General features: G+C 54.1%; 23 protein-coding genes and 3 pseudogenes. 13 read left to right on the top strand and 13 right to left on the bottom strand.

Going from position 1 to position 25,176, the window contains the following annotated elements:
• Positions 1-47: 47 nt before the first annotated feature.
• A protein-coding gene (locus MON37_RS11355) for an IS5 family transposase (protein WP_242883678.1) occupies positions 48-840 on the top strand; the annotation gives its coding sequence in 2 pieces (ribosomal slippage) (positions 48-311 and positions 313-840; 792 coding nt in all).
• Positions 841-963: 123 nt separating this feature from the next.
• Here MON37_RS11355 and ftsY read toward each other — a convergent pair.
• The gene (gene ftsY / locus MON37_RS11350) at positions 964-2,415 is read right to left on the bottom strand and encodes a signal recognition particle-docking protein FtsY (RefSeq protein WP_039408641.1); all 1,452 of its coding nucleotides are present in this window, start codon (positions 2,413-2,415) and stop codon (positions 964-966) included.
• A 145-nt stretch (positions 2,416-2,560) separates the two neighbouring features.
• Between ftsY and msrAB the strand changes: the two genes are divergently transcribed.
• Together msrAB and MON37_RS11340 are read left to right on the top strand one after the other, a co-directional pair.
• Positions 2,561-4,129: a bifunctional peptide-methionine (S)-S-oxide reductase MsrA/peptide-methionine (R)-S-oxide reductase MsrB gene (gene msrAB / locus MON37_RS11345; RefSeq protein WP_039408639.1), complete on the top strand. Its 1,569-nt coding sequence runs from the start codon at positions 2,561-2,563 to the stop codon at positions 4,127-4,129.
• A 344-nt stretch (positions 4,130-4,473) separates the two neighbouring features.
• Positions 4,474-5,451 (top strand): IS30 family transposase, encoded by a 978-nt coding sequence (locus tag MON37_RS11340; protein WP_242883676.1) that lies wholly within the window; start codon positions 4,474-4,476, stop codon positions 5,449-5,451.
• Between the two features lie 41 nt (positions 5,452-5,492).
• Here MON37_RS11340 and MON37_RS11335 read toward each other — a convergent pair whose 3' ends face one another.
• A complete protein-coding gene (locus MON37_RS11335; RefSeq protein WP_039404223.1) occupies positions 5,493-6,281 on the bottom strand; it encodes a class I SAM-dependent methyltransferase in 789 nt (262 codons plus the stop codon).
• Between the two features lie 321 nt (positions 6,282-6,602).
• Positions 6,603-7,349, bottom strand: a complete 747-nt coding sequence (bioH, locus tag MON37_RS11330) for a pimeloyl-ACP methyl ester esterase BioH (RefSeq protein ID WP_039404225.1) — start codon at positions 7,347-7,349, stop codon at positions 6,603-6,605.
• Positions 7,350-7,362: 13 nt separating this feature from the next.
• Here bioH and MON37_RS11325 point away from each other — a divergent pair, with 13 nt between their 5' ends.
• The 5 genes and pseudogenes from MON37_RS11325 to MON37_RS11305 all read left to right on the top strand — a co-directional run bounded on the left by MON37_RS11325 (position 7,363) and on the right by MON37_RS11305 (position 10,095).
• Positions 7,363-8,100: a ComF family protein gene (locus tag MON37_RS11325; RefSeq protein ID WP_039404535.1), complete on the top strand. Its 738-nt coding sequence runs from the start codon at positions 7,363-7,365 to the stop codon at positions 8,098-8,100.
• A gap of 63 nt (positions 8,101-8,163) precedes the next feature.
• Positions 8,164-8,628, top strand: a complete 465-nt coding sequence (gene trmL / locus MON37_RS11320) for a tRNA (uridine(34)/cytosine(34)/5-carboxymethylaminomethyluridine(34)-2'-O)-methyltransferase TrmL (protein ID WP_039404228.1) — start codon at positions 8,164-8,166, stop codon at positions 8,626-8,628.
• 150 nt (positions 8,629-8,778) lie between these two features.
• Positions 8,779-9,504 carry a septal ring lytic transglycosylase RlpA family protein gene (locus MON37_RS11315; protein WP_039404230.1) on the top strand — a complete coding sequence of 242 codons (726 nt, stop codon included), beginning with the start codon at positions 8,779-8,781 and terminating at the stop codon, positions 9,502-9,504.
• 49 nt (positions 9,505-9,553) lie between these two features.
• A pseudogene (locus tag MON37_RS11310) lies at positions 9,554-9,673 on the top strand (IS5/IS1182 family transposase); the annotation flags it as partial.
• An 89-nt stretch (positions 9,674-9,762) separates the two neighbouring features.
• Positions 9,763-10,095: a zinc ribbon domain-containing protein YjdM gene (locus MON37_RS11305; RefSeq protein ID WP_003741903.1), complete on the top strand. Its 333-nt coding sequence runs from the start codon at positions 9,763-9,765 to the stop codon at positions 10,093-10,095.
• 164 nt (positions 10,096-10,259) lie between these two features.
• On the opposite strand, the gene MON37_RS11300 is transcribed toward MON37_RS11305, so the two are convergent.
• From MON37_RS11300 to MON37_RS11285, 4 genes and pseudogenes are all read right to left on the bottom strand, one after another.
• Positions 10,260-10,778 carry a c-type cytochrome gene (locus tag MON37_RS11300; RefSeq protein WP_039404231.1) on the bottom strand — a complete coding sequence of 173 codons (519 nt, stop codon included), beginning with the start codon at positions 10,776-10,778 and terminating at the stop codon, positions 10,260-10,262.
• Between the two features lie 394 nt (positions 10,779-11,172).
• Positions 11,173-11,286 (bottom strand): annotated as a pseudogene (locus tag MON37_RS11295) (IS5/IS1182 family transposase); the annotation flags it as partial.
• A gap of 6 nt (positions 11,287-11,292) precedes the next feature.
• On the bottom strand, positions 11,293-11,463 hold the full coding sequence (locus tag MON37_RS11290; protein WP_003779645.1) for an anti-sigma factor family protein: 171 nt from the start codon (positions 11,461-11,463) through the stop codon (positions 11,293-11,295).
• A gap of 18 nt (positions 11,464-11,481) precedes the next feature.
• A complete protein-coding gene (locus tag MON37_RS11285; protein ID WP_039404232.1) occupies positions 11,482-12,072 on the bottom strand; it encodes a sigma-70 family RNA polymerase sigma factor in 591 nt (196 codons plus the stop codon).
• A gap of 204 nt (positions 12,073-12,276) precedes the next feature.
• Here MON37_RS11285 and MON37_RS11280 point away from each other — a divergent pair, with 204 nt between their 5' ends.
• The gene (locus tag MON37_RS11280; RefSeq protein ID WP_003766405.1) at positions 12,277-12,543 is read left to right on the top strand and encodes a DUF3079 domain-containing protein; all 267 of its coding nucleotides are present in this window, start codon (positions 12,277-12,279) and stop codon (positions 12,541-12,543) included.
• Between the two features lie 138 nt (positions 12,544-12,681).
• Positions 12,682-14,832: an ATP-dependent DNA helicase DinG gene (gene dinG / locus MON37_RS11275; protein ID WP_039404233.1), complete on the top strand. Its 2,151-nt coding sequence runs from the start codon at positions 12,682-12,684 to the stop codon at positions 14,830-14,832.
• A gap of 67 nt (positions 14,833-14,899) precedes the next feature.
• Here dinG and MON37_RS11270 read toward each other — a convergent pair whose 3' ends face one another.
• Complete coding sequence (locus MON37_RS11270; RefSeq protein ID WP_039404234.1) at positions 14,900-16,669, bottom strand: acyl-CoA dehydrogenase family protein; 1,770 nt, start codon at positions 16,667-16,669, stop codon at positions 14,900-14,902.
• 105 nt (positions 16,670-16,774) lie between these two features.
• On the opposite strand from MON37_RS11270, the pseudogene MON37_RS11265 reads away from it, so the two are divergent.
• Positions 16,775-16,888 (top strand): annotated as a pseudogene (locus MON37_RS11265) (IS5/IS1182 family transposase); the annotation flags it as partial.
• Positions 16,889-17,114: 226 nt separating this feature from the next.
• Positions 17,115-18,977 carry a ribonuclease catalytic domain-containing protein gene (locus tag MON37_RS11260; RefSeq protein WP_039404235.1) on the top strand — a complete coding sequence of 621 codons (1,863 nt, stop codon included), beginning with the start codon at positions 17,115-17,117 and terminating at the stop codon, positions 18,975-18,977.
• Positions 18,978-19,072: 95 nt separating this feature from the next.
• Here MON37_RS11260 and rsgA read toward each other — a convergent pair whose 3' ends face one another.
• Positions 19,073-19,939 (bottom strand): ribosome small subunit-dependent GTPase A, encoded by an 867-nt coding sequence (rsgA, locus tag MON37_RS11255; protein WP_039404237.1) that lies wholly within the window; start codon positions 19,937-19,939, stop codon positions 19,073-19,075.
• 276 nt (positions 19,940-20,215) lie between these two features.
• Positions 20,216-20,944, bottom strand: a complete 729-nt coding sequence (locus tag MON37_RS11250; protein ID WP_039404238.1) for an LOG family protein — start codon at positions 20,942-20,944, stop codon at positions 20,216-20,218.
• Between the two features lie 186 nt (positions 20,945-21,130).
• On the opposite strand from MON37_RS11250, the gene truC reads away from it, so the two are divergent.
• The gene (gene truC / locus MON37_RS11245) at positions 21,131-21,838 is read left to right on the top strand and encodes a tRNA pseudouridine(65) synthase TruC (RefSeq protein WP_039404537.1); all 708 of its coding nucleotides are present in this window, start codon (positions 21,131-21,133) and stop codon (positions 21,836-21,838) included.
• Between the two features lie 541 nt (positions 21,839-22,379).
• Here the strand turns inward: truC and purB are convergent.
• The 3 genes from purB to MON37_RS11230 form a co-directional block, all read right to left on the bottom strand.
• On the bottom strand, positions 22,380-23,750 hold the full coding sequence (gene purB, locus MON37_RS11240; RefSeq protein WP_039404240.1) for an adenylosuccinate lyase: 1,371 nt from the start codon (positions 23,748-23,750) through the stop codon (positions 22,380-22,382).
• Positions 23,751-23,850: 100 nt separating this feature from the next.
• A complete protein-coding gene (locus MON37_RS11235) occupies positions 23,851-24,444 on the bottom strand; it encodes a YdcF family protein (RefSeq protein ID WP_039404242.1) in 594 nt (197 codons plus the stop codon).
• A 131-nt stretch (positions 24,445-24,575) separates the two neighbouring features.
• Positions 24,576-24,977 (bottom strand): helix-turn-helix domain-containing protein, encoded by a 402-nt coding sequence (locus tag MON37_RS11230; protein WP_039404244.1) that lies wholly within the window; start codon positions 24,975-24,977, stop codon positions 24,576-24,578.
• Positions 24,978-25,176: the final 199 nt, after the last annotated feature.

Here is a 25,176-nt window from a genome sequence, read left to right as displayed (position 1 = left end):
TTTTAAGAACGTGTTCATTGTCTCAGCCTCTGCTGTAAACTATCGGCATGAACAGAAAAACCTACCCAAGCGATATCAGTCGCGAGCAATTTGCGCCTCTCCTTCCCCTGTTGGAAAGTGCCCGTAAACGCACAGCGCCACGCCAGGTGGACTTGTACGATGTCTTTTGTGCCATTCTCTACCTGCAACGCACTGGCTGCTCCTGGCGCGCTTTGCCGGGCGACTTCCCCAAATGGCGCACCGTGCATTCCTACTTCCAGAGATGGACCGAACCACGTGAGAGTGGCATCAGCATCCTTGAGGAAGCATTAAAAAAATCAGGTAGTTGCGGAGCGCCGCAAGCAGGGGCGCCATGAAGCAACTACTTTCCTGATTATTGATGCGAAGAGTGTGAAGAACACGGATACCGCCATGGAAAAAGGCTACGATGCGGGCAAGAAGGTTAGCGGTATCAAGCGACATATAGCGGTTGACACGCAAGGTTTGCCGCATGCCCTTGCGGTAACGACGGCGGATGTTACGGATAGAAAAGGCTGCCTGGTGGCATTGGAACGTGGGCGGGATAATCTTGGTGCGATACAAAAAATCCTTGCTGACGGTGGTTACACGGGTAAGGCATTTGCTTCGTCGGTACAGGAGTTGATTGGTGCGGAGGTAGAGATTGCCAAACGAAACGAATTGCACCGTTTTGCAGTATTGCCGAAGCGATGGGTAGTAGAGCGCAGCTTTTCCTGGTTGGAAAAGAACAGGCGGCTTTGGAAAAACTGCGAGCGTAAGTTGAGTACCAGTCTGCAAATGGTAGCTTTGGCTTTCTTGGGAGTCCTGCTACGAAGACTATGAACACGCTCTAAGAGCAATGTATTAGCAGGCTGCCGTATTTACTAGGACAGCTTCAAAAAGAAAAAGGTCGTCTGAAAACTTTTCAGACGACCTTCTTGTTTACTGTTTTACCATGCGGCGGTATCAATCGAGCAACGCGTCCACAAAAGCGCGCGCGTCAAACGGGCGCAAATCGTCTATGCCTTCGCCCACGCCGATATAGCGGACGGGGACGGGGCGGTCGGAGGCAAGCGCGGCAAGGATGCCGCCTTTTGCCGTACCGTCGAGTTTGGTCACAATTAGCCCCGTCAGCCCCAGCGCATCGTCAAAGGCTTTGACTTGGTTGACAGCGTTTTGCCCGATGTTGGCATCGAGGACGACGATGATTTCGTGCGGCGCGTCGGGCATCGCTTTTTGCAGCACGCGCTTCACTTTTTTGATTTCTTCCATCAAATGAAGCTGCGTGGGCAGACGGCCGGCGGTGTCGGCCAGCACGATGTCGATGCCGCGCGCTTTGGCGGCTTGGACGGCATCGAAGCAGACGGCGGCGGAATCGCCCGTGGTTTGCGAAATGACGGTAACGTTGTTGCGTTCGCCCCATGCCTGAAGCTGCTCGCGGGCTGCGGCGCGGAAGGTGTCGCCTGCGGCAAGCAGCACGGATTTGCCCTGAGCTTGGAAATATTTGGCGAGTTTGCCGATGGAAGTGGTTTTACCCGCGCCGTTGATGCCCGCCAACATGATGACGAACGGCTCTTTCGTGTCGGGCAAGACCAGCGGTTTTTCCAACGGCTTAATCAAGTCGTACAAAGCTTCTTTCAATGCGTCGCGCAACTCGTTGCCGTCTTTCAGCCCCTTGAGGCTGACGCGGTTGCGCACGTCTTTCATCAGGTATTCCGTCGCTTCCATGCCCATGTCGCTGGTAATCAGCACGGTTTCCAGCTCTTCGTACAAGTCTTCGTCGATTTGCCCGCCGCCGAACACGCCCGCCAACGATTTCGCCATTTTATCGCGCGATTTGGTCAAACCCTGTTTCAAACGCGCCGCCCAGCCGAGTTTGGGTTCGGTTTCGGACGGTTCGGAGGTTTCAGACGACGTTGCGACGGCTGTATTTTCAAAGGCTGCTACGGAATGTTCTTCGGATGTTGCAGGCGCGGCTTCAGCTTGAATTTCTACGGTTTCGACAGCTTCTGCGGTTTCAGACGACCCATCGCTGACCGCTTCATGGACGTGTTCTACCGCTGCGGAAACATTTTCGGCAACGGTTTCGCTGACGGCTTCAACACGCTCTTCCACCTGTTCGACCGTTTCAGACGACGTTTCGCTGACTGCCTCGCGGACGTGTCCGACCGTTTCGGAAACATGTTCAACCACAGTCTCGCGGATTTCTTCGGCGCGCTCTTTTGCACTTTCTACCGCCGTTTCGACTGCCGCCGTCAGCTCTTCCGCTTTTTCGCCGATGTTTTCCTGAACCGTTTCAAGCGTTTGCGAAACGCCTGCTTCGGCGCGTTCTACGGCTTCGGCGGCGGTTTCCTGAATGCGGGTTTCTTCTTGAGCGGGCGTTTCCTGTTTTTTCTTGCGGCGGAAGAAGCTGAACATTGAATTTTCCTTTTAATTTTAGAAACTTGAAATAGAGCGTATTGTAGCGTATTTTAAGCGGCAAGGTCGTCTGAAAATCCAGGCTGTAAGGTTTTGGCATCTTCAACGTCTAATGATACAAACCGTCCACACAGGAAACATAGAGATGAAACCTCGTACTTTCTTTTCCCTTTGCGCCAAGTTCGGCTGTCTGTTTGCGCTGGGCGCTTGTTCGCCCAAAATCGCCGATGCCGAAGCCGCGACCGTGCCGCACACTTTGTCCACTTTGAAAACCGCGGACAACCGCCCCGCCAGCGTTTATTTGAAAAAAGACAAACCCACCCTGATTAAATTCTGGGCAAGCTGGTGTCCTTTGTGTCTGTCCGAATTGGGGCAGACCGAAAAATGGGCGCAGGACAAGCGGTTCAGTTCCGCCAACCTGATTACCGTCGCCTCCCCCGGCTTTTTGCATGAGAAAAAAGACGGCGACTTTCAGAAATGGTATGCCGGTTTGAACTATCCCAAGCTGCCCGTCGTGACCGACAACGGCGGCACCATCGCCCAAAGCCTGAATATCAGTGTTTATCCCTCGTGGGCGTTAATCGGTAAAGACGGCGACGTACAGCGCATCGTTAAAGGCAGCATCAACGAAGCGCAGGCATTGGCGTTAATCCGCGACCCGAATGCCGATTTAGGTCGTCTGAAAAACGCGTTCTACAAACCCGACACACAGAAAAAGGATTCAAAAATCATGAATACGCGCACCATCTACCTCGCCGGCGGCTGCTTCTGGGGCTTGGAAGCCTATTTCCAACGAATCGACGGCGTGGTGGACGCCGTATCCGGCTACGCCAACGGCAAAACGAAAAATCCGAGTTACGAAGACGTGTCCTACCGCGATACGGGCCATGCCGAGACCGTCAAAGTGACCTACGATGCCGACAAACTCAGCCTCGACGACATCCTGCAATACTATTTCCGCGTCGTTGACCCGACCAGCCTCAACAAACAAGGCAACGACACCGGCACGCAATACCGCAGCGGCGTGTACTACACCGACCCCGCCGAAAAAGCCGTCATTGCCGCCGCCCTCAAACGCGAGCAGCAAAAATACCAACAGCCCCTCGTCGTCGAAAACGAGCCGCTGAAAAACTTCTACGACGCCGAGGAATACCATCAGGACTACCTGATTAAAAACCCCAACGGCTATTGCCACATCGACATCCGCAAAGCCGACGAACCGCTGCCGGGCAAAACCAAAGCCACCCCGCAAGGCAAAGGCTTCGACGCAGCAACGTATAAAAAACCCAGCGATGCCGAACTCAAACGCATCCTGACCGAAGAGCAATACCAAGTGACCCAAAAAAGCGCGACCGAATACGCCTTCAGCCACGAATACGACCATCTGTTCAAACCCGGCATTTATGTGGACGTCGTCAGCGGCGAACCCTTGTTTTCTTCCGCCGACAAATTCGATTCCGGCTGCGGCTGGCCGAGCTTCACCCGCCCGATTAACGCCGCCGCCGTTACCGAACACGACGATTTCAGCTACAACATGCGCCGCACCGAAGTGCGCAGCCATGCCGCCGATTCGCACTTGGGACACGTCTTCGCCGACGGTCCGCAAGACAAAGGCGGACTGCGTTACTGCATCAACGGCGCGAGCCTGAAATTCATCCCGCTGGAACAAATGGACGCCGCAGGCTACGGCGCGTTGAAAGGCAAAGTGAAATAAAGGTGCGACAGCACGAAAGGTCGTCTGAAAACGGCGGGTCGGGTATGAATGCCCGGCCCGCAAATTTTAGTGAATCGAAATAAGAAACGTGCATACCATCATTTTCAGAAATGTTTCGCAGTTTCCGTCATTTCAAGCCTCTGGATTCCAGCCTGCGGAAAATGACAGCCGATGGGAATAGGCGTATTGAAAGTTGAATGAATCAGCTAAGGAAGAAAGGTCGTCTGAAAACCTGATTTTCAAGTTTTCAGACAACGGCGGATTCGCATTTGAAGTGCAACTTTCCATAACAGAAAAAGGCCAGTATGCGGTAGCATACGGCCTTTCCTGCAAGAAAGATTGCCATGAGCTACACACAACTGACCCAAGACGAACGATACCATATCCAATACCTGTCCCGCTACTGCACCGTCGCCGAAATCGCCAAACAGCTCAACCGCCACAAAAGCACCATCAGCCGAGAAATCAAGCGGCACTGCATCCAAGGACAGCAATACAGCGCCGAAAAAGCACAGAAGCAAAGCCGGCTGACCAAACAGCACCGGCGAAAACCCTATAAGCTCGATTCGCAGCTGGTTCAACACATCGACACCCTTATCCGCCGCAAACTCAGTCCCGAACAAGTATGTGCCTACCTGCATAAACACCACGGGATCACACTCCATCACAGCACCGTTTACCGCTACCTCCGCCAAGACAAAAGCAACGGCGGCACTTTGTGGCAACACCTCAGAATATGCAGCAAACCCTACCGCAAACGCTACGGCAGCACATGGACCAGAGGCAAAGTGCCCGACCGCGTCGGCATAGAGAACCGACCTGCTATCGTCGACCAGAAAACCCGCATCGGCGATTGGGAGGCCGACACCATCGTCGGCAAAAATCAGAAAAGCGCGTTATTGACCTTGGTCGAACGCACTACCCGCTACACCATCATCTGCAAATTAAAGAACTTAAAAGCCGAAGACACTGCCCGGGCGGCCATTAGGGTATTAAAGGCATATAAAGCCAGAGTCCACACCATCACCATGGATAACGGCAAAGAGTTCCACCAACACACCAAAATAGCCAAAGCCTTGAAGGCGAAAACCTATTTTTGCCGCCCTTACCATTCTTGGGAGAAAGGGCTGAATGAGAACACCAATGGACTCATCCGGCAATATTTCCCCAAACAAACCGATTTCCGAAACATCAGCGATCGGGAGATACGCAGGGTTCAAGATGAGTTGAACCACCGGCCAAGAAAAACACTTGGCTACGAAACGCCAAGTGTTTTATTCTTAAATCTGTTCCAACCACTGGTACCCTGGTGTTGCACTTGAAATCCGAATCCAAGGACCTTTCATTCATTCCGCCAAACCGTTCAGCCTTTTGGATAAAACCGCACCACGTTTTCCCCCTCGGGCAGTGTCAGTTTCTTCACGGCATGGCCGTACACGGTTTCAAGTGTGACGGTCAGACCGCCTTCGGTTTCGAAAATCTTATCCACAAACGCTTCAGCCGCTTGGGCGTCGCTGAATTTCAAGGCGTGCCACAAGCCCAAGGTTTCCATGTCCTGCCGGAACGTTGCCGCCTTGCGGTAGCTCAATTCGAGCTTGGCGGTATCGGTCACGGGGTCGTAGAAACCGTTGTCGGCAAGCATGTCGCCGAGGTCGTGCATATCGATTAAGGTCGGCGTTTCACAGGCTATCCCTGCGCTTTTCAGACGACCTGTCAGCTCGGTCAGGCTGTCGCGGCCGAAATGGGTGAAAAATAATAAACCGTCTGTTTTCAAAGCGTTTGCCCAATTTTTCAGGACGGGCAGAATTTCGTCCGCGCGTGGCAGGCTGAGGTTCGCCCACAACATATCGGCACAGGCTTCGGGCAGCGGGGCGGTCAGGGCTTGGCAGTGTTGCGGGACGGTTTTGCCGGTGAGCTTTTGCCAAAAACCGCTTTTGCGCGCGGCTGCGGCGGTTTGGAGGAAATCGGCGCGCGGGTCGTATTCTTCGAATACCGCGTTCGGATAACGCGCGGCAAGCAGGCTGCGGCTGATGTCCGCGTCCGCACCGACCAGCAGGATGCGCTTGGGCGCGTTGCGGACGATTTGCAGCCGCTCGTCGGTGTCTTGGGCGAGATGGCGGTGGATTTGCCAGCGTTTGTCTTGGGGGTTCATGTTTCAGACGACCTTTTTTTCTTTTTTTGAAGGAGTAGTACCGTTATTGATGTTTGTATAGGAGTGGCGGTTCTATGTTCTTATGCCGTATTCCGAAAACCACCCTAATCCTCGTATGTCGTCATTCCCGCGCAGGCGGGAATCCAGACCTCTAGTTTTCAGAAATCTTCAAAGATTACCGTCATTTCAAACTTCTGGATTCCCGCCTGCGCGGGAATGACGAAACGGGTTTTCTGCCATTTTAATCTATTAAAAATAGAAAAATTTCCTTAATCCTTAATTTCTAAATTCATATTTGTACAGAAATCAAAGTATGCCTTTTCAGACGACCTTTTCGACAAAGCCGCGGTAGCGTTCGGCAAATTCGTCGGCGTGGCTTAAAAACGGGGCGTGTGCCGCTTTTTCCATCAATACCAATTCGCTGTCCGCCAGATGGCGGTTGAGGTATTCGCCCATGCGCGGCGGGGTGATGGCGTCTTTTTGTCCGAACACCAAAAGCGACGGGGCTTGGATGCTTGAAAGCAGGGGGCGGGCATCGGCTTGGTTGACGGCATCCAACGCGGCTTGCAGGGCGGGCGGTGCGCCGTGGCGGGAGAGGTCGGGCAGGATGTTGCCGATGATTTCGGCGGCGTTTGGTGTGTGCAGCAACTGTAATTGTAGAAACTGTTTGATATGTTTGGCATAATCCTGCCGAAATGCGCCGACCATCTTGCCCAAAGCGGGGTTGGACAGCCCTTCGGGGTAGTCCGCGTCGGCGGTCAGGCGGGCGAAACTTGCGGTCAGGCAGAGCGAGCGGACTTTGTCGGGACGGCGTGCGGCGAGATGGAGCGCGACCAAGCCACCGAGCGACCAGCCGAGGATGTGGGCGGGCGCGTCGATTTCTTCGGCGAAGGCTTCGGCAATCGCGGCGATGTTGAAGTTTTCGGCAAAGGGCGCGTCGCCGTGTCCGGGCAGGTCGAGGGCGCGGATGTCCCAATCGGCACTTAGGCGCGGGATGAGGTCGTCGAAGACGTGGCGGTTCGCTGCCCAGCCGTGTATCAGATAAACTTTTTTGGCGGAGTGCGGCATGGCTGTTTTCTCTATGGATGTGTTTTCTTGGTGGCGCAATGCGGGATGGTGGCACAAAAGCCGTTGCGTATTATGCCACGCCTTGGTTTCAGCGTGCGAAACCCGGCCGTATGGCGGTTTTTGCGGCGGCTGCGCGGCGGACTTGGAAGAGTTTTTTACGGATGCGGCAAACAGTTGTCCCTTGTGTTTCCGCACTATACAGGGCGGGGCGGTGTGCGGCGGCTGTCAGAAGAAGCCGCCGGCATTTGAGCGGATGTGGGCTTCGCTGTATTATGAACCGCCCGTCAGCAGTATGATACGCGCGTTGAAGCATTTGGCAGACCTCGGCATGAGTCGTCCGCTGGCGGAACTGATGCGCCGCCATGCGCCCGACTGGCTGGAAACAGAGCATTTCGATTTTGTGCTGCCCGTGCCGTTGAGCAAAGAAAGGCGGCTGCACCGCGGCTTCAACCAAAGCGAGGAATTGGCGGATATTCTGTCCGAACATTACGGCTGGACGCTGCTGCCGCGGCAGACGGTTTTCAGACGACATCGCGAGCCGCAAAGTACGCTGAAAAGCGCAGACAGGGTTCGCAATATAAAAAATGCTTTTGAAATCAATGGTCATATCTCGAAAAACTGTAATATTTTGTTAATCGACGATGTATTCACCACCGGCTCGACGCTGAACGAACTGGCGCGGACGCTGAAAAAATCAGGCGCAGGCAAGATTTTTTGCTGGAGTTTGGCGCGTCCGCCAATGAAAAAATAGCTAAAGTTTTTGACACCTGCGGAACATTTCGGCATTATGCCCCTCTATAAGTGATTGATTTATATGTTTACCATAGTTTTGTACCAACCCGAAATCCCGCCCAATACGGGCAATATCATCCGATTGTGCGCCAACACCGGAGCCGATTTGCATCTGGTCAAGCCGCTCGGTTTTCCGCTGGATTCGGCAAAAATGAAGCGCGCAGGTTTGGATTATCACGAGTTTGCAAAACTGACGGTACACGAGAATTTCGAAGATTGTCTCAAAGCCCTGGAAGGCCGCCGCATTTTCGCGCTGACCACCAAAGGCAAAACCCATCCCGACGAAGTTTCCTTTGTTGAGGGCGATGTCTTTTTGTTCGGCCCCGAGACACGAGGCCTGCCCGCCGAAATCCTCGACACCCTGCCCCAAGGGCAAAAGCTGCGCCTGCCCATGAAGCCCGGCAGTCGGAGCATGAATCTTTCCAACACCGTCGCCGTGATTCTGTTTGAAGCATGGCGGCAAAACGGTTACGCAGGCGGTGTATAACATCCGCTGGGGAGTCTCCCAGAGCCGTTTGACAAAAACCAAGGCCATACTGTCCGACAACAGCTTGGTTTTTGTCAAACCGCCGATACGTCGTCTGAAACCGCCTGGGAGCCATCCCGCCGCGTTATCAACTCAAGAACGGACTACGTTTTGACTTTATCTAAAACTACCCTTTTCTCCACCCTGACTGCCGTTGCAATCAGTATTCTTTCCATTCATTCCGCCTCTGCCGACTCCATCGTCCGCGCCGAGAAGCTGAGTTCCTCAGCCAACCGCAGCTACAAAGTCGCCGGCAAACGCTACACGCCGATGACCAAAGTATCCAACTTCAGCCAAACCGGCAACGCCTCATGGTACGGCAACCAGTTCCACGGCCGTAAAACCTCCAGTGGCGAGCGTTACAATATGAACGCTCTGACCGCCGCCCACAAAACCCTCCCCATTCCCAGCTACGCCCGTGTGACCAATACCAAAAACGGTAAAAGCGTCATCGTCCGCGTCAACGACCGCGGTCCTTTCCACGGCAACCGCGTGATCGACGTGTCCAAAGCCGCCGCCCAGCAATTGGGTTTCATCAACCAAGGCACGGCACATGTCAAAGTCGAACAAATCGTACCGGGTCAAAGCACCCAAGTTTATGATGGCAAAGACATTTTCGTCGATTTGAAATCCTTCGGTACCGAGCGCGAAGCGCAAGCCTATATGAACCAGGCGGCGAGAAACCTTTCTGCCGGCATGATGAGCCCGAGAGTTTCCCTGGAGAAACGCAACTACGAATACGTCGTCAAAATGGGTCCGTTCACCTCGCAAGAGCGTGCCGCCGAAGCCGAAGCCAAAGCCCGCGGTCTGATTCAGGCAGCTTCGCTGTCCCTCTAAGCCGCATCCGTGTTTTCAGACGACCTGTTGCAAGACAGGTCGTTTTGTATTGAAGCATAGGTATAGTTGATCAACTTTAAATCAGGACAAGGCGATGAAGCCGCAGACAGTACAGATAGTACGGCAAGGCGAGGCAACGCCGTACTGGTTTAAAGTTAATCCACTATACTACCCGTACACGGCGGACGTTGACGCCTTGTCTCATTTTTATTTTAATCCACTATAATTCCCCGCTTCTCAACCAAAGGAATCCCCACCATGTCCCTCCCACCTTGCCCGCAATGCCAATCCGAATACACCTACGAAGACGGCAGCCAATACATCTGTCCCGAATGCGCGTTTGAATGGACGGAAAACGACGGCGAAGCCGCCGAAGAAACCCTGAGCGTCAAAGATGCCAACGGCGCCGTGTTGCAAGACGGCGACACAGTCGTCCTGATTAAAGACCTCAAAGTCAAAGGCAGCTCCATGGTCATCAAGCAAGGAACCAAGGTGAAAGGCATACGCCTGCAAGAAGGCGACCACAATATCGGTTGCAAAATCGACGGCAGCGCGATGAATTTGAAATCAGAGTTTGTCAAAAAAGCATGATATTGGTATAATAATCGTTGGTGGGTCGCTAGGCCGACCTGAAAACCGTTTGTAAAGCTACTTGTCTCCGTAAGGGTTGCTTTCAAACGGTTTTCGCCTTTTTTAAAGCTGTTTTCCCATAAAAAAACGCACCTTATTGCAAGGTGCGTTTTGATTTGTACGGTTTAGAATTTGGCACCGGATTGGTTGGCCATATAATCGACCGCCGCTTTGACTTCGTCGTCGCTCAGGCTGGTATTGCCGCCTTTTGCCGGCATGGTGTTGAAGCCTTCGAGTGCATGTTTGTGCAAGGTTTCTTTGCCTTGTTTGATACGCGGAGCCCAATCGTCATTTTTACCGACAACAGGAGCGCCCGGGATGGTACCGCCGTGGCACATTTTACAGCTGGCTTCGAAAACGGCCTTGCCGTCCACTTTGGCGGAAGAGGCATCTGCCGGTTTTTCTTCCGGTTTGGCTTCAGCAGGAGCAGCGTCTTTTACTTCCGAAGCAGCTTTGGCGGCAGTATCTTCTACTTTGCTTGCTGCTTCTTGAACAGCAGGGGCAACGGTATCAACGGCAGAAGCGGCAGCATCTTTAACATCGGAAGCAACAGCAGTAGCCGCTTCCTTAGTTTCCTGTTTGGCTTCTTGGGAACAAGCCGACAAAGCGGCCATCATCATCGCAGCAATTAGTAGTTTGTTCATGTTCTATCTTTCTTAAATTTTTTAGTTAAGGTACTGTTTTATAAAACAGCTGAAAAAATTCTAACACACATCATTTTCATGTTCCCACTGATGTAGTGGTTTGTAGTAAAAATATTGGCATAAGTCATATTTTGTTTTGAAAAAAGGCAGAAAATGTTGACACCTATACAACCATTCCTATATAGCCTCTGGCTTATTGGGCGGTTTGAACCTTGTTTTCCATGCCTTTAAATCCGCCCAAATCCTGCTCAATTGCAAAATCCTGGCTTTAAAAGCCGGCTTTTTATGGGCGCGCCATTTCATCCCAACTCATGCTCAAACCAATCAATCCCTATTTTCTTTCATGCAAAAAGGTCGTCTGAAACTCTACATCAGGTTTCAGACGACCTTTTTATAGTGGATTAACTTTAAACCAGTACGGCGTTGCCTCGCCTTGTCGTACTATCTGTACTGTCTGCGGCTTCGTCGCCTTGTCCTGATTTAAATTTAATCCACTATACCTTATCCGCCAGCTTCAAAACATCTTTTTCATGGCTTTCTGAATAAGGTCGAGTTGTTTTTTATATTCGCGGCAATGGGGGCATATCAGCAGGTGGCTGCCCAGAAAAACGCGTTCGGGAACGGTCAGGCGGGTTTCGTCCTGTTTTTTGGAGAGCAGGTAGGCAGTTTTGCGGCATTTGTTCATCGTGTTTTCCTAACGGGCTTAACCGGCATGTCCTGCATTGCCGAACCATTTGATTTGCAGGCATTGGCGCAGGGTTTCGCGGGCGCGGTGCATGATGGTGTAGTAGTTGGACGTGCTGATGCCGCATTGCTCGCGGATTTCGTCGGACGAGAAGCCGAGGATTTCCTTCATGGTAAACACGCGGGCGGTGTTTTCCGGCATTTGGTAGAGGCAGGTTTGCAGGATTTCACGAAACTCTTTGTTGTCCAACGTTTTTTCGGGCGAGGCCCAAGTTTGCGGATGGCCGTCCGTCGTCCAATGTCCGTCTGATGCAAACCGCTCTTCAAAGATTTCGTCCAACATTTCTTCCGCAGGCGTGGCGAATACTTCGCGCTGCCGTCCGATTTGGCGCAGGCAGTCGGTGATTTTGTTTTTCAGAATGGCAAACAACCAACTGCCCACTTGTGCATCACCTTTAAAACCTTCGGCAGCGCGGTAGGCGGAAAGCATGGTTTCCTGCACAAGGTCTTCCGCCAAATCGGGGCGGTCGGGCAACTGGATGCGGGCGAAACGCAGGAGCAGCTTGCGGGATTCGGCAAGCTCGGCGTCAGTCAATTCGGGGAAGGGCATAATGTATTATTATCGAATGAATGGGTACGGATTTTACGCCGATATGGGAAAGGCGTGTGATTAAACAGACGAACGCACAGACTCTGCCTTTCAGACGACCTTATACATTTCTTAACTGTCCAGCGTAAAAAGACGTACAAAAACCAAGCTGCCGCAATCGAATCATTTATAATTTCATGAAAATAAAAACAAGGATTTCACACCATGGCAAAAAAATTCCCCATCTTCCCCAAAGCGCCGGAGCGCATCTGCTGGGGTTGCGACAAATATTGTAAAGAAGACGATTTGCAATGCGGCAACGGCTGCGAGCGCATCCAGCACCCCATCGAATTGGACGGGCGCGAGTGGTATAAAAAAGGCGACTGGAGCAATTTGTTGAGCGAAGAGCAGCAAATCGAACTGGGCTTGAAAGAAGCGCCCAAACCTGCCAAGCCGCATATCAAACTGCCGTTGCGGAACAAAACGGCTTAATCCCGCCAAGCTTAAGGGGTCGTCTGAAAACGCCAAAATATGCTTTTCAGACGACCTTTCCCATCTCTCCCGAACCCGTCCGCGAGAAATGCTAAAATAACCAATTCATAAGCAAATCCACCTTTTCAGACGACCTCGATGCTCACCGATTTAGAAAAAAACGCCATCCGCGACCATTACCAAAATATCGGCAAAAACCTGCCCGGTTTCCGTCCGCGCGCTTCGCAGCGGGAAATGATTGCGGCGGTTGCCAACGCTTTTTCGCGGACGTTGACGCGCGAAGAAGGCGGCGAGCCGCCCAAGCGCGAGGGTGAGAGCATTGCCGTGATCGAAGGGCCGACCGGCGTGGGCAAATCGCTTGCCTACCTGCTGGCGGGCGGCATTATGGCGCAGACGCGCGGCAAGCGGCTGATTGTGAGCAGCGCGACGGTTGCCTTGCAGGAGCAGCTGGTGGACCGCGATCTGCCGTTTTTGGTTGAAAAAAGCGGTTTGGAACTGACCTTCGCGCTTGCCAAAGGGCGCGGCCGCTATCTCTGTCCTTACAAACTCTACCAACTGACGCAAAGCAACGCCCAGCAAAACCTGCTCGGTTTCGAAGCCCCCGCCGTCTTGTGGGACAGCAAACCCAAGCCCGAAGAATTGAAGCTGCTGCGCGACATCGCTGACGAATTTTCCGCCCGACGGTTCAACGGCGACCGCGACACTTGGCCGGAAAAAATCGACGACACCATCTGGATGAAGGTGAACAACGACAACTACGGCTGCCTCAAAACCGCCTGCCCAAACCGCTCGGAATGCCCGTTTTACCTTGCCCGCGATACGCTGGAAACCGTCGATGTCGTCGTAACCAACCACGATTTGCTGATGGTCGACATCAGCATGGGCGGCGGCGTGATTTTGCCCGACCCTGAAAACAGTTTCTATTGCATCGACGAAGCGCACCACCTGCCCAAAAAAGCACTCAGCCAGTTTGCCGCCGAGCATTCGTGGAACCAAGCGGTGTGGGCGTTGGAAAAACTGCCGCAGGTTACCGGCAAAATTGCCGCACTCACCGACAAAGGCGAGTTGGTGAACTTTGCCGACGAAGCCGCCGCCGCGTTGCTCGAAAGCCTGCACGAATGGCAGTTCCACCTTGCCGAAGAGCCGTCTTTGGGCTTGGGGTCGTCTGAAAACGACAGACGGACCAACAGCGAACCGACTTGGCTGTGGGAAGACGGCAAAATCCCAGAAGGCCTCGAAACCACCGTTTCCAACACCGCCATCGCCGCCCGCAGCCTCTACAAACACATCAACAGCCTCAACGACGCATTGTCCACCGCCCGCCGCGACAAAGACCAAAACAGCGCGCAAATCGACCGCCTGAGTACCGAATTCGGCGTATTCCGCGCCCGTATCGAACAAATCACCGCTACATGGGACTTGCTCTCCACCGTCCCGCTCGAGGGCGAAGAACCGCTGGCAAAATGGATAACCCGCCGCGCCGACGACAAAAACGACTACATTTTCAACGCCAGCCCCATCAGCAGCGCGTCCCACCTCGCCAACAGCCTGTGGCGGCGCGCGGCAGGCGCAGTGTTGACCTCCGCCACCCTGCAATCCTTGGGCAGCTTCAACCTGATCCTGCGCCAAACCGGACTGCAATGGCTGCCCGAAACCACCACCCTCGCCCTAGAAAGCCCGTTTGATTTCGACGCGCAAGGCGAACTCTACATCCCGCCCGTGCACGCCAGTCCCAAAGACCCCGCCGCGCACACCGCCGCCATCGTCGAATGGCTGCCCAAGCTCATTTCGCCCACCGAAGCCATCGGCACGCTCGTCCTGTTTTCCTCGCGCAAACAAATGCAGGATGTCGCCTTGCGCCTGCCCGAAGACTACCTGCCGCTCTTGCTCGTACAAGGCGAATTGCCCAAAGCCGTCCTCCTGCAAAAACACCACCAAGCCATAGAAGACGGCAAAGCCAGCATCATCTTCGGACTCGACAGTTTCGCCGAAGGACTCGACCTGCCCGGCACCGCCTGCGTGCAAGTCATCATCGCCAAACTCCCCTTCGCCATGCCCGACAACCCCATTGAAAAAACCCAAAACCGCTGGATAGAACAGCGCGGCGGCAACCCCTTTATCGAAATCACCGTCCCCGAAGCCGGCATCAAACTCATCCAAGCCGTCGGCCGCCTCATCCGCACCGAACAAGACTACGGCCGCGTAACCATCCTCGACAACCGCGTCAAAACGCAGCGGTACGGGCAACAATTACTAGCCAGCCTGCCGCCGTTTAAAAGGATAGGTTGAAACCCATAAAGAGGTCGTCTGAAACCAGATTTTCAGTTTCAGACGACCTTTTTCAAACCCGTATCCGTCAATAAAGTTCTAACGGCACGTCCAGCAATGCCTGCGCGTTTTCAATCTGCGCGGCGCAGGCGTAAACCTGCGGCAGGACGTGGGCGCAATAGACGCGGGCGTTGTGTTGCTGCGCGGCGTAAAAACCGCTGCCGAAGCCGTCAGCGTCTTCCGCTTGGGCGGCCTCGGCGGCAAGGTAGGCGCGGGCGAGTCCGATGGCGCCGAGCGTCAGCCCCATTTGTTGCAGGTAGGCGTTGGACGCGGCGGCAGCGAGGGCGGGACGGTCGGCGTATCCGACCATGCGGGCGATGCTTTGTTCCGCCGTTTCAATGGATTGCGCCAGTTGCTGCGCGACGACGGGTTCGGCGGCCGCGAGTTTGTCCGCCAGCTCTTTGCCTTCGGCGAGCAGCTTCAAGGGCAGCGCGCCGTTTTTGCCGGTGGTTTTTCGCCCTGCCAAATCGGCGGCCTGTATGCCGTTGGTGCCTTCGTAAATCGGCGTAATCCGCACGTCGCGCAGGTATTGCGCCACGCCGCTTTCTTCGACGTAGCCCGCGCCGCCGTAAATCTGAATGGCGAGGTTGGTCAGGACGACGCCGTTGTCGGTCGGCCAAGCCTTGACGATGGGAATCAGGAAATCCAGTTCGCGCTCCGCTTCTTTGCGCAATACGTTGTCGGGGCAGGCGGCGGCAAAATCGGTCAGGGCGGCGGCGCGCAGATACAGGGCGCGTTGGGCGGCGAGCGTTGCCTTTTGTATCAACAACATACGGCGCACGTCAGGATGGTGGATAATCGCTACGTCGTCTGAACCGTCTGTCTCGTCGCGCCCTTGCACGCGTTCTTTCGCATAGGCGAGCGCGTTTTGGTAGGCGCGTTCGGCAACGGCGTGCCCTTCGATGCCGACGTTCAGCCGTGCGGTTTTCATCATGGTAAACATATACGCCAAACCCTTGCCCGCCCTGCCGACCAGATAGCCTTCGGCGTTGTCGAACTCCATCGTACAGGTCGGGCTGGCGTGTATGCCGAGCTTGTGTTCGATGCCGATGGCGCGCACGCCGTTGCGTCCGCCCAAGCTGCCGTCCGCGTTCACCAAATATTTCGGCACGATAAACATCGACACGCCCTGCACGCCCGGCGCGGCATCGGGCAGGCGTGCGAGTACCAGATGGACGATGTTTTCCGTCATTTCCTGATCGCCCCAAGTGATGAAAATTTTCTGCCCGCTGAGGGCATACGCACCGTTTTCTTTCGGTACGGCGCGGGTGGCGATATGGTTCAAATCCGAACCCGCCTGCGGTTCGCTCAAATTCATCGTTCCCGCCCATTCGCCGCTGCACATTTTCGGCAGATAGGTCTGTTTCTGCTCCTCGCTGCCGTGTTTGAACAGCGCGTCCACCGCCCCCAGCGTCAGCATCGGCATCAGCGACAGGGCGAGGTTGGCGGCGCACCACATCTCTTCACACGCCGCCGACACGACCGCAGGCAGCCCCTGCCCGCCAAACTCCGCCGGCGCGCGCAAACCCGCCCAACCCGCTTCGCAGAAATCATAGTAGGCACGCGCCAAATCGGGATGGGTGGTAATCACGTCGTCTGAAAAACCTGCGCCGTGCAGGTCGCCGGTGCGGTTGGTGTCCGCCCATTGCTCCGAGGCAAACCGCGCCGCTTCGTCCAGCACCGCATCCACCGTTTCCGCATCCAAACCTTCCGCATGGGGCAGTTGCAGGACTTCGTCCAACCTGCCGTGCACGCGGATGCCGAAACGCAATTCGTTTACAGGGGCCGTGTAGCTCATGGAATCTCTCCGAAGTGAATGATTTGAAATGGATTTGGGATAAATTGGTATAGTTATACTAATCCTAAACCACAGGTTTGCAAAGCGCAGGTTTTCAGACGACCTCAGGCAAAATATAGTGGATTAAATTTAAATCAGGACAAGGCGACGAAGCCGCAGACAGTACAGATAGTACGGCAAGGCGAGACAACGCGGTACTGGTTTAAAGTTAATCCACTATGCAAGGCTATCCTTTTATTTTTAAAAAAATTATTTCAAATCGGGCAGCATGAGCGGAGCGCAGCAGTTTTGAGCGCGGTCAAAGTCGTCAAAGGTCGTCTGAAAAGGCGGTTTCTATGAAATGAGAAGGGGAGGGCAAGTTTTTCAGACGACCTTTTGTCCGTCTTTATCAACAAGAATCTGCTAAAATCGTCCGTTTCCCACTTCAACCTGACAGCAGCAATACATGAATATCTTTTACGAAGAGTCCGGCCAATTCAAAGTCGCCGCCATCGTCCAAAAAAACGACGCCACCTACCAAGTCGATACCCAACACGGCAAGCGCACCAAAGTGAAGGCGAACAACGTCTTTGCCGAGTTCGACGGCGATATGGCGGCGTTTTTGGAGAACGCGCAGGCGCAGGCGGCGGACATTGACACCGATTTATTGTGGGAAGTATGCGGCGAAGAAGAATTTTCCGCCGAGGCGATTGCCGAAGAATATTACGGCCATGCGCCGACCAAAACCGAGCTGGCGGCAACCTTGATTGCACTTTACGCCGCGCCGATGTATTTCTACAAAAAAGCCAAAGGCGTGTTCAAAGCCGCACCTGAAGAAACTTTGAAACAAGCGCTTGCCGCCATCGAACGCAAAAAACAGCAAGATGCGCAAATCGACGCTTGGGCGGAAGCCTTGAAACGCGGCGAGATGCCGTCTGAAATCGCGGCGGATTTGAAAACCATCCTGCACGCTCCCGACAAGCAGTCGCTGACCTACAAAGCCTTTACCAAAGCCGCCGACGCGCTGAAAACCTCCGCCTACGAATTGGCGAAAAAGACGGGCGGCATTACGTCCATCCCCCAATATCTGCAAGACGGGTTTGAAATCAAATACTTCCCCAAAGGAACAGGTTTCCCCGACCTCCCCCTTCCTGAAATGCCCGACCTGCCCAAGGCCGACGTTACCGCCTTTTCCATCGACGACGAATCAACCACCGAAGTGGACGATGCCTTGAGCCTGACCGATTTGGGCAACGGCACGAAGCGCGTCGGCATCCACATCGCCGCGCCGTCGCTCGCCGTTAAACCGGGCGACAAAATGGAAAAAAACATCATGGAACGCTTGAGCACGGTCTATTTTCCCGGCGGAAAAATCACCATGCTGCCCGAAAACTGGATTGCCGCGTTCAGCCTTGATGCGGGCGCGTACCGTCCTGCCGTCAGCATTTATTTCGATGTGGACGGCGAGTTCAACGTCGGCGAGCCGACCTGCAAAATCGAAGCCGTCAACATCGCCGAAAACCTGCGCATCCAAGCCATCGAGCCGCATTTCAACGCCGAAACCGGCTTGGACGAAGCCGGTGAAATGATGTTCGCCCATCATCAAGACCTGATTTGGTTGCACCAATTTGCCGTCGCCCTGCAAAAAGCACGCGGCAAATACGAATCCGACCGCGCGCCGCAATACGATTACAGCATCGAATTGGATGAGGAAGGCAAAGTCTCCGTCGTCCGCCGCGAACGCGGTTCGCCCATCGATACGCTGGTCAGCGAGATGATGATACTCGCCAACAGCACTTGGGCGCAGATGCTCCATGATAACGACCTGCCCGGCCTCTTCCGCGTGCAACCCGCCGGAAAAGTGCGCATGAGCACCAAATCCGAGCCGCACATCGGCATGGGCGTACAGCATTACGGCTGGTTCACCTCGCCGCTGCGCCGCGCCGCCGACTACATCAACCAAAAACAACTCCTCAGCCTGATAGACGACACTGCCGAGACGCTGTACCAAAACAGCGATGCCGAGCTTTTCGCCGCGCTGCGCGACTTCGATACTGCCTATACAGCCTACGCCGACTTCCAACGCCAAATGGAAGCCTACTGGAGCCTCGTGTACCTGCAACAGCAAGGCACGAACGAGCTGACGGCTACCATCCTCAAGGAAGACCTCGTCCGCATTGAGGGGCTGCCGCTGGTAACGCGCGCGACCGGTATTCCGTTTGACGCGCTGCCCAAATCGCAAGTCCTGCTCAAAATCACCGAGCTTGATCCCGAAAAGCAGTTTATCGCGCTGAACTATGTGAAAGCCGTCGCTCCTGCGGTTGCGTAAGTTTGCCGTTATGAAAAAAGGTCGTTTGAAAACCTGTTTTACAAGTTTTCAGACGACGTTTTTTTATTTCACAAAGACAATTCCGACTGCCTACCCTATCTCAACAATTCATCCGTTATCCGTTGCAAAAACTCGATGCGTTCGGGTTTGGCTTCGCCTGTTTCGACGGCGGCTTTGACGGCGCAGCCGGGTTCGGCGCGGTGGGTGCAGTTGTGGAAGCGGCATTGTCCGACGAGGTGGTTCAGGTCGGGGAAGTATTGCAGCAGGTCGGCGGCTTCTAGGTGGTGCAGCCCGAATTCTTGCAAACCGGGGGAGTCGATTAATTGGGTTTCTTCGTTTAAATCGTAAAGCTGGGCGTGGGTGGTGGTGTGTTTGCCGGAGTCGAGCGCGGTGGAGATGTCGCCGGTGCGGGCGGTTTGGTTGCCCAAGAGGGCGTTGGTCAGGGTGGATTTGCCCATGCCGCTTTGTCCGAGCAGGATGTTGGTATGCCCTTGCAGGACGGGGCGCAGGACGTCGGCGTTTTCCAGCGCGCGGGTTTCGATGACGGGATAACCGAGCGTTTCGTAGAATTTGAGTTTTTCGCGCCAGAGGGCGGTTTCGGGCAGGTCGGCTTTGTTCAGGATGATGACGGCTTGGATACCCGCGGCTTCGGCGGCAAGGAGGGCGCGTTGCAGCAGGGCTTCGCTTGGCGAGGGAACGGCGGCGGTAACGATAAGGAGCTGGCTGACGTTGGCGGCGATGAGCTTGGTTTTCCAAGCGTCTTGACGGTAGAGCAGGCTTTCGCGCGGCAGGTAGTCTTCGATGACGGCTTGTTCGGCGTTGACGGTTTGGATATGCACGCGGTCGCCGCAGGCGAAGTCCACCCGCTTTTTGCGCGTGCTGGCTTCGTAGGTTTTGCCGTCGGGCGTGCGCACGATGTAGCGGCGGCCGTAGCTGGTGATGATTTGGGCGGTATCGGTCATGAACGGTTGGGTCGGGTGGGGTGGATAAAGGGAATGTTCGCAGCGGCGTGGCTGCCTTGCGGCGAAAAGGTATTGTACCGAAATAGGCAGGGGTCGTCTGAAACGATTCTATAGTGGCTTAACTTTAAACCAGTACGGCGTTGCCTCGCCTTGTCCTGATTTAAATTTAATCCACTACATATCGGGTTAACTGGAAACCGATACGGCGTTGCCGCTTGTCTTGATTTCAGCTCAACCCGCGAGGTTCGGAAGGTTTTCAGACGACCTCGCAGCCCGTCACAATCCAAGCGACCACGCGTTGACGCCTTCGGAAAAATCTTCCAAGCGGTTTTCGTAATGCGCGAAGATTTCTTCGATGATTTCGTCTTCGCCGTCAATCAGTCGGATTAAATCCATATCCGCTTCCGAAATCAGCCCGCGCCCGAGCAGCTCTTTGCGTATCCAGTCCAACAAGCCCGACCAGAAATCCTTGCCCACCAAGATAATCGGACGGTCGGGCGTTTTGCCCGTCTGCACCAGCGTCAGGCTTTCAAACAATTCGTCCAGCGTGCCGAAGCCGCCGGGCATGACGACATACGCGACCGCGTGTTTCACAAACATCACTTTGCGCGGGAAGAAATGTTGGAACTTGATGGACAAATCCTGATACGGATTGGCTTTTTGTTCGTGCGGCAACACGATATTCAGCCCCACCGCAGGGCTTGCGCCCGCAAACGCACCCTTGTTCGCCGCTTCCATAATCCCCGGCCCGCCGCCCGAAATGACGGAAAAACCGGCATCCGAGAGCTTGCGTGCCAGCCGCAGCGTAAATTCATAATCGGGATGGTTTTCCGGCGTGCGCGCGCTGCCGTAAATGCTGACCGCAGGCTGAATCGCCCGCAGCTCCTCGCCCGCTTCGACAAATTCCGAAATAATCTTCAAAACATGATACGACTCCCGCGCCTGAATCTCGCGGCGCGCCTCATCGGTCAGCATAGGCTTGGGCAGTTTTTTGAGCAGGCTCACGGTTTTTCCTTCATCTTGTTAAACCCCCACATTGTAACCGACAGAACCCGAGGTCGTCTGAAAACGCAAACATGAACGGCAGCAAGTGTTCCTTATTTGAACCGAATCATGCGTTTCTGCCTCAAGATTGCCGTCTCAGCCGCGACCGCTTGCGTTACAATCCCCCATTTCCGCCCACATCCCGCCATGCTCGACATCCTCTACCGCGACAGCCGCACCATCGCCGTCAACAAACCCGCCGGAATGCTCGTCCACCGAAGCTGGCTCGACCGCCACGAAACACAGTTCGTCATGCAGACCCTGCGCGACCAAATCGGACAACACGTCTATCCCGCCCACCGCCTCGACCGCCCCACATCCGGCATCCTCCTGTTTGCCCTCGACCCCGAAGCCGCCCGCCTGCTGACGCAGCAGTTCGAACAAAAAACCACACGCAAAACCTACTGGGCAATCGTGCGCGGATATTTGCCCGACGACGGACTCATCGACTACCCCCTCAAATATCAGCCCGACAAAATCGCCGAATCCCAAACCGAAGCCACCCTCCAAGAAGCCCAAACCCGATACCGCTGCCTTGCGCGCACCGAATTGCCCTTCCAATCCGCCGCCCGCTACCCGACCTCGCGCTACTCGTGGGCAGAACTCGTCCCGCACACAGGCCGCAAACACCAACTGCGCCGCCACATGAAACACATCTTCCACCCCATCGTCGGCGACACCAACTACGGCGACCTGCGCCAAAACCACGCCACCGCCGCTCATCTCGGCACCACCCGCCTCATGCTTCACGCCCGCAGCCTCTCGTTCCAAAGCATCGAAAACGGCGAAACCCTGACCATCTGCGCCGACACCGACGAAAGCTGGCGGATTTGGCTGGGTACGTTTGAAGCCTAAGCGAAAGGTCGAGTGACAGGCGGGCTGGTGATGCCGCAAAGCCGGACACGGGTTTCAGACGACCTTTATTCATCAAAACACGCTTTGAGAGATAAGCCAACCCCGTAGCGTGGGCTTTGCCCGCGGGATTTGCCGTCTGTCAGTCTGAATTGGGTGTGTGTACTTGTATTTATTTTGTGGGTATAGCTGAATTACTTTATTTTCGGTATGCAACTTACCGGTCGTCGTCATTCCCGCGCAGGCGGGAATCCATTTTTGAATTTCGGCAAATGTTTTTCAAGCACCTGTTTCTTCAAATTTCCGATGGATTCCCGCCTGTGCGGGAATGACGGCTGGTGGCGGGTTCTGTATCAAAAACTAAGCCCGTAGCGTGGGCTTTGCCCACGAATGAATAGAAATGATTGGATTCTGATGTTCGGGTTGAAAGTCGTGGGCAAAGCCCACGCTACTCTTAATATGACGAAAGGTCGTCTGAAACCCCTGAATCTTGGTTTTCAGACGACCTTTTGTTTCAACTCAATCTCAAATCATTAAGACGGTATCAAATCCGTTTCGCTAATTCTTCTGCCTTGCCGATGTACAGCGCGGGGGTCAGGGCGAGCAGTTGGGATTTGGCTTCGGCGGGGATTTCCAGCGATTCGATGAAGACTTTCAGCACTTCGGGCGTGATGCCGCCTTTGCCGCGCGTCAGGTCTTTCAGTTTTTCGTAAGGATTGGCGACGCCGTGGCGGCGCATCACGGTTTGAATCGGTTCGGCGAGCAGCTCCCAAGTGGCATCCAAATCGGCGGCCAGCGCGGCGGGGTTGGGTTCGAGCTTGTTCAGGCCGCGCAGGTGGGCGGCGAAGCCTAATACGGCATAGCCTACGCCTACGCCCATATTGCGCAGGACGGTGCTGTCGGTCAGGTCGCGCTGCCAGCGGGAAACGGGCAGTTTTTCAGATAAAAAGCCTAATACGGCGTTGGCCATGCCGAGATTGCCTTCGGAGTTTTCAAAGTCGATGGGGTTGACTTTGTGCGGCATGGTGGAAGAGCCGACTTCGCCCGCTTTGACTTTTTGTTTGAAGTAACCCAATGAAATATAACCCCAAACGTCGCGGTTGAAGTCAATCAGGATGGTGTTGATGCGGCTGAGGGTTTGGAAGAATTCAGCCATGTAGTCGTGCGGCTCGATTTGGATGGTGTAGGGGTTGAAGGTCAGGCCGAGGCTGATTTCGACGAAGTTGCGGCAGTGGGTTTCCCAATCGACGTCGGGATAGGCGACCATGTGGGCGTTGTAGTTGCCGACCGCGCCGTTGATTTTGCCGAGGAATTCTTGCGCCTGAAGGTTTTTGAACTGGCGTTGCAGGCGGTACACGATGTTGGCGGTTTCTTTGCCCAAGGTGGTCGGTGTGGCGGGCTGGCCGTGGGTGCGGCTCATCATGGGGACGGCGGCAAGGTCATGCGCCATGCCGGTGAGTTTTTCGATGATTTCGGCAAGTTTGGGCAGGATGACGGTTTCGCGCGCTTCTTGCAGCATCAGGGCGTGGGACAGATTGTTGATGTCTTCGCTGGTGCAGGCAAAGTGGATAAACTCGCTGGCGGCGGCGACTTCGGGTACGCCGGCGAAGCGTTCTTTAAGCCAGTATTCGATGGCTTTGACATCGTGATTGGTGGTCGCTTCGATGGCTTTGACGGCGGCTGCGTCTTCCAATGAAAAATTTTGGATGACTTTGTCGATTTCGGCAAGTGTGAAATCGCTGAAGGCGGGAATTTCGGTAATTTTCGGTTCGGCGGCAAGGGCTTTGAGCCAGCTCAATTCGACTTTGACGCGCGCCCTCATCAGGCCGTATTCGGAGAAAATCGGACGCAATGCTTCAACAGATTTGGCGTAGCGGCCGTCTAGGGGGGAAAGTGCAGCGATAGGGTTGATCATGTCGGAGTCCTGTCGGTAGGTCGGTCAAACGGTTAAATCAAACAGTCAAATTGTTTGCAATTATACATGATTTAACGATATACATTCGGGTCGTCTGAAACTACAACCTTCCCTTCAAAGCGTTTTTGACAAACGCCGCCGACTCGCGCAATACCGTGAAACCATAGCCGCCGTAAGGCTCGGAACAAAACGGCGCGGCATACACCTGAATATCGTGCCCCTGCCACTGCTTGTCCGCCATCATCCGCGCCCGCGCCAAATGAAAACCGGCGCTGACAATGACGACGCGCGGGCTGTTTTCAATAAATTTTCGGCTGAACACGATGTTTTCAAACGTATTGCCCGCTTCCCGTTCCTGAATAATGTCTGCCTTCGGTACGCCCATTTTCTCCGCAATCATTTGCATATTGCCCGCAGAGGACTGCAAATCACGGCTGACTCCGCCAGACATCACCAGCTTCTTCACCTTGCCGGCACGATACAGCTCGACGGACGCTTCAACGCGCGCCACCAAACAAGGATTCAGACGACCTCCTTCATAAGAGCGGGTCGAAAGCACAACCGCAGTATCCGCCGGACGCACCGTATCCGCATCCAAGCGCGACACCCAAAAATCGCGCCACATAATCCACAGCGGCAAAAGCGCGGCGGTAAAGAACAAAACCAATATGAAAACAAGGGCTTTTTTGAACATCCGAGTCCTAAAAAGATGAAAGTAATTGGAACGCGGCTGTACGGGCAGGTTCCGATTATTCCTAAATTTTACAAAATTCATACAACAAAAGGTCGTCTGAAATTTCAGACGACCTTCCATTCTTTAATAACTTACTTTTGCAGCTGCGCTACCAACTGCCGCAAAGCTGAAATCTCCCGATCCTTTTGCGCCAGCAGCAAATCCTTGTGAGCCAGCAGTTCACGGCTGTGTTCCAAGCCTAGCTTTAGTTTTTCGAGTTCAATCGTAATCTGCCCATTTGCCCCATAATCGGGATTGTTGCTGTTGTTCGTTCCGATCAACAAAACTAATTCTTTATCATCCGAAGCAACCAACTCGCCAATATCGATTTTAAAAATTGCCGCCAACTTTTCCAACTTTGCTAAATCCAATTTTCTCTCGTCCCGTTCAAGCCGAGAATAACTGCTTTTCGACATATTCAGCCGTTCTGCCATATCTTCCTGTGACCAATTGTTCAACTCGCGCAAAGCACGGATTTTGTCATTGACGGACATTCACAGCCTCCTTGTAGTCGAATGTAATTAAAATTGGGAAATTATTCCGATAAACGGTCTTAAAGCATAATAATTGGTATTGATAAGGGATGCGCGGTAAATATATTATCCTGAATGGCATATCTTTGCAAATTTATGCATTAATTAGTAAAGCAAAATGTCGGCAATAACTAGCTATTACATTTTTCAATACATCTTC

The sequence above is a fragment of the Morococcus cerebrosus genome, assembly GCF_022749515.1.
Lineage (GTDB): Bacteria > Pseudomonadota > Gammaproteobacteria > Burkholderiales > Neisseriaceae > Neisseria > Neisseria cerebrosa.
This window is presented reverse-complemented; position numbering and strand designations above follow the sequence as displayed.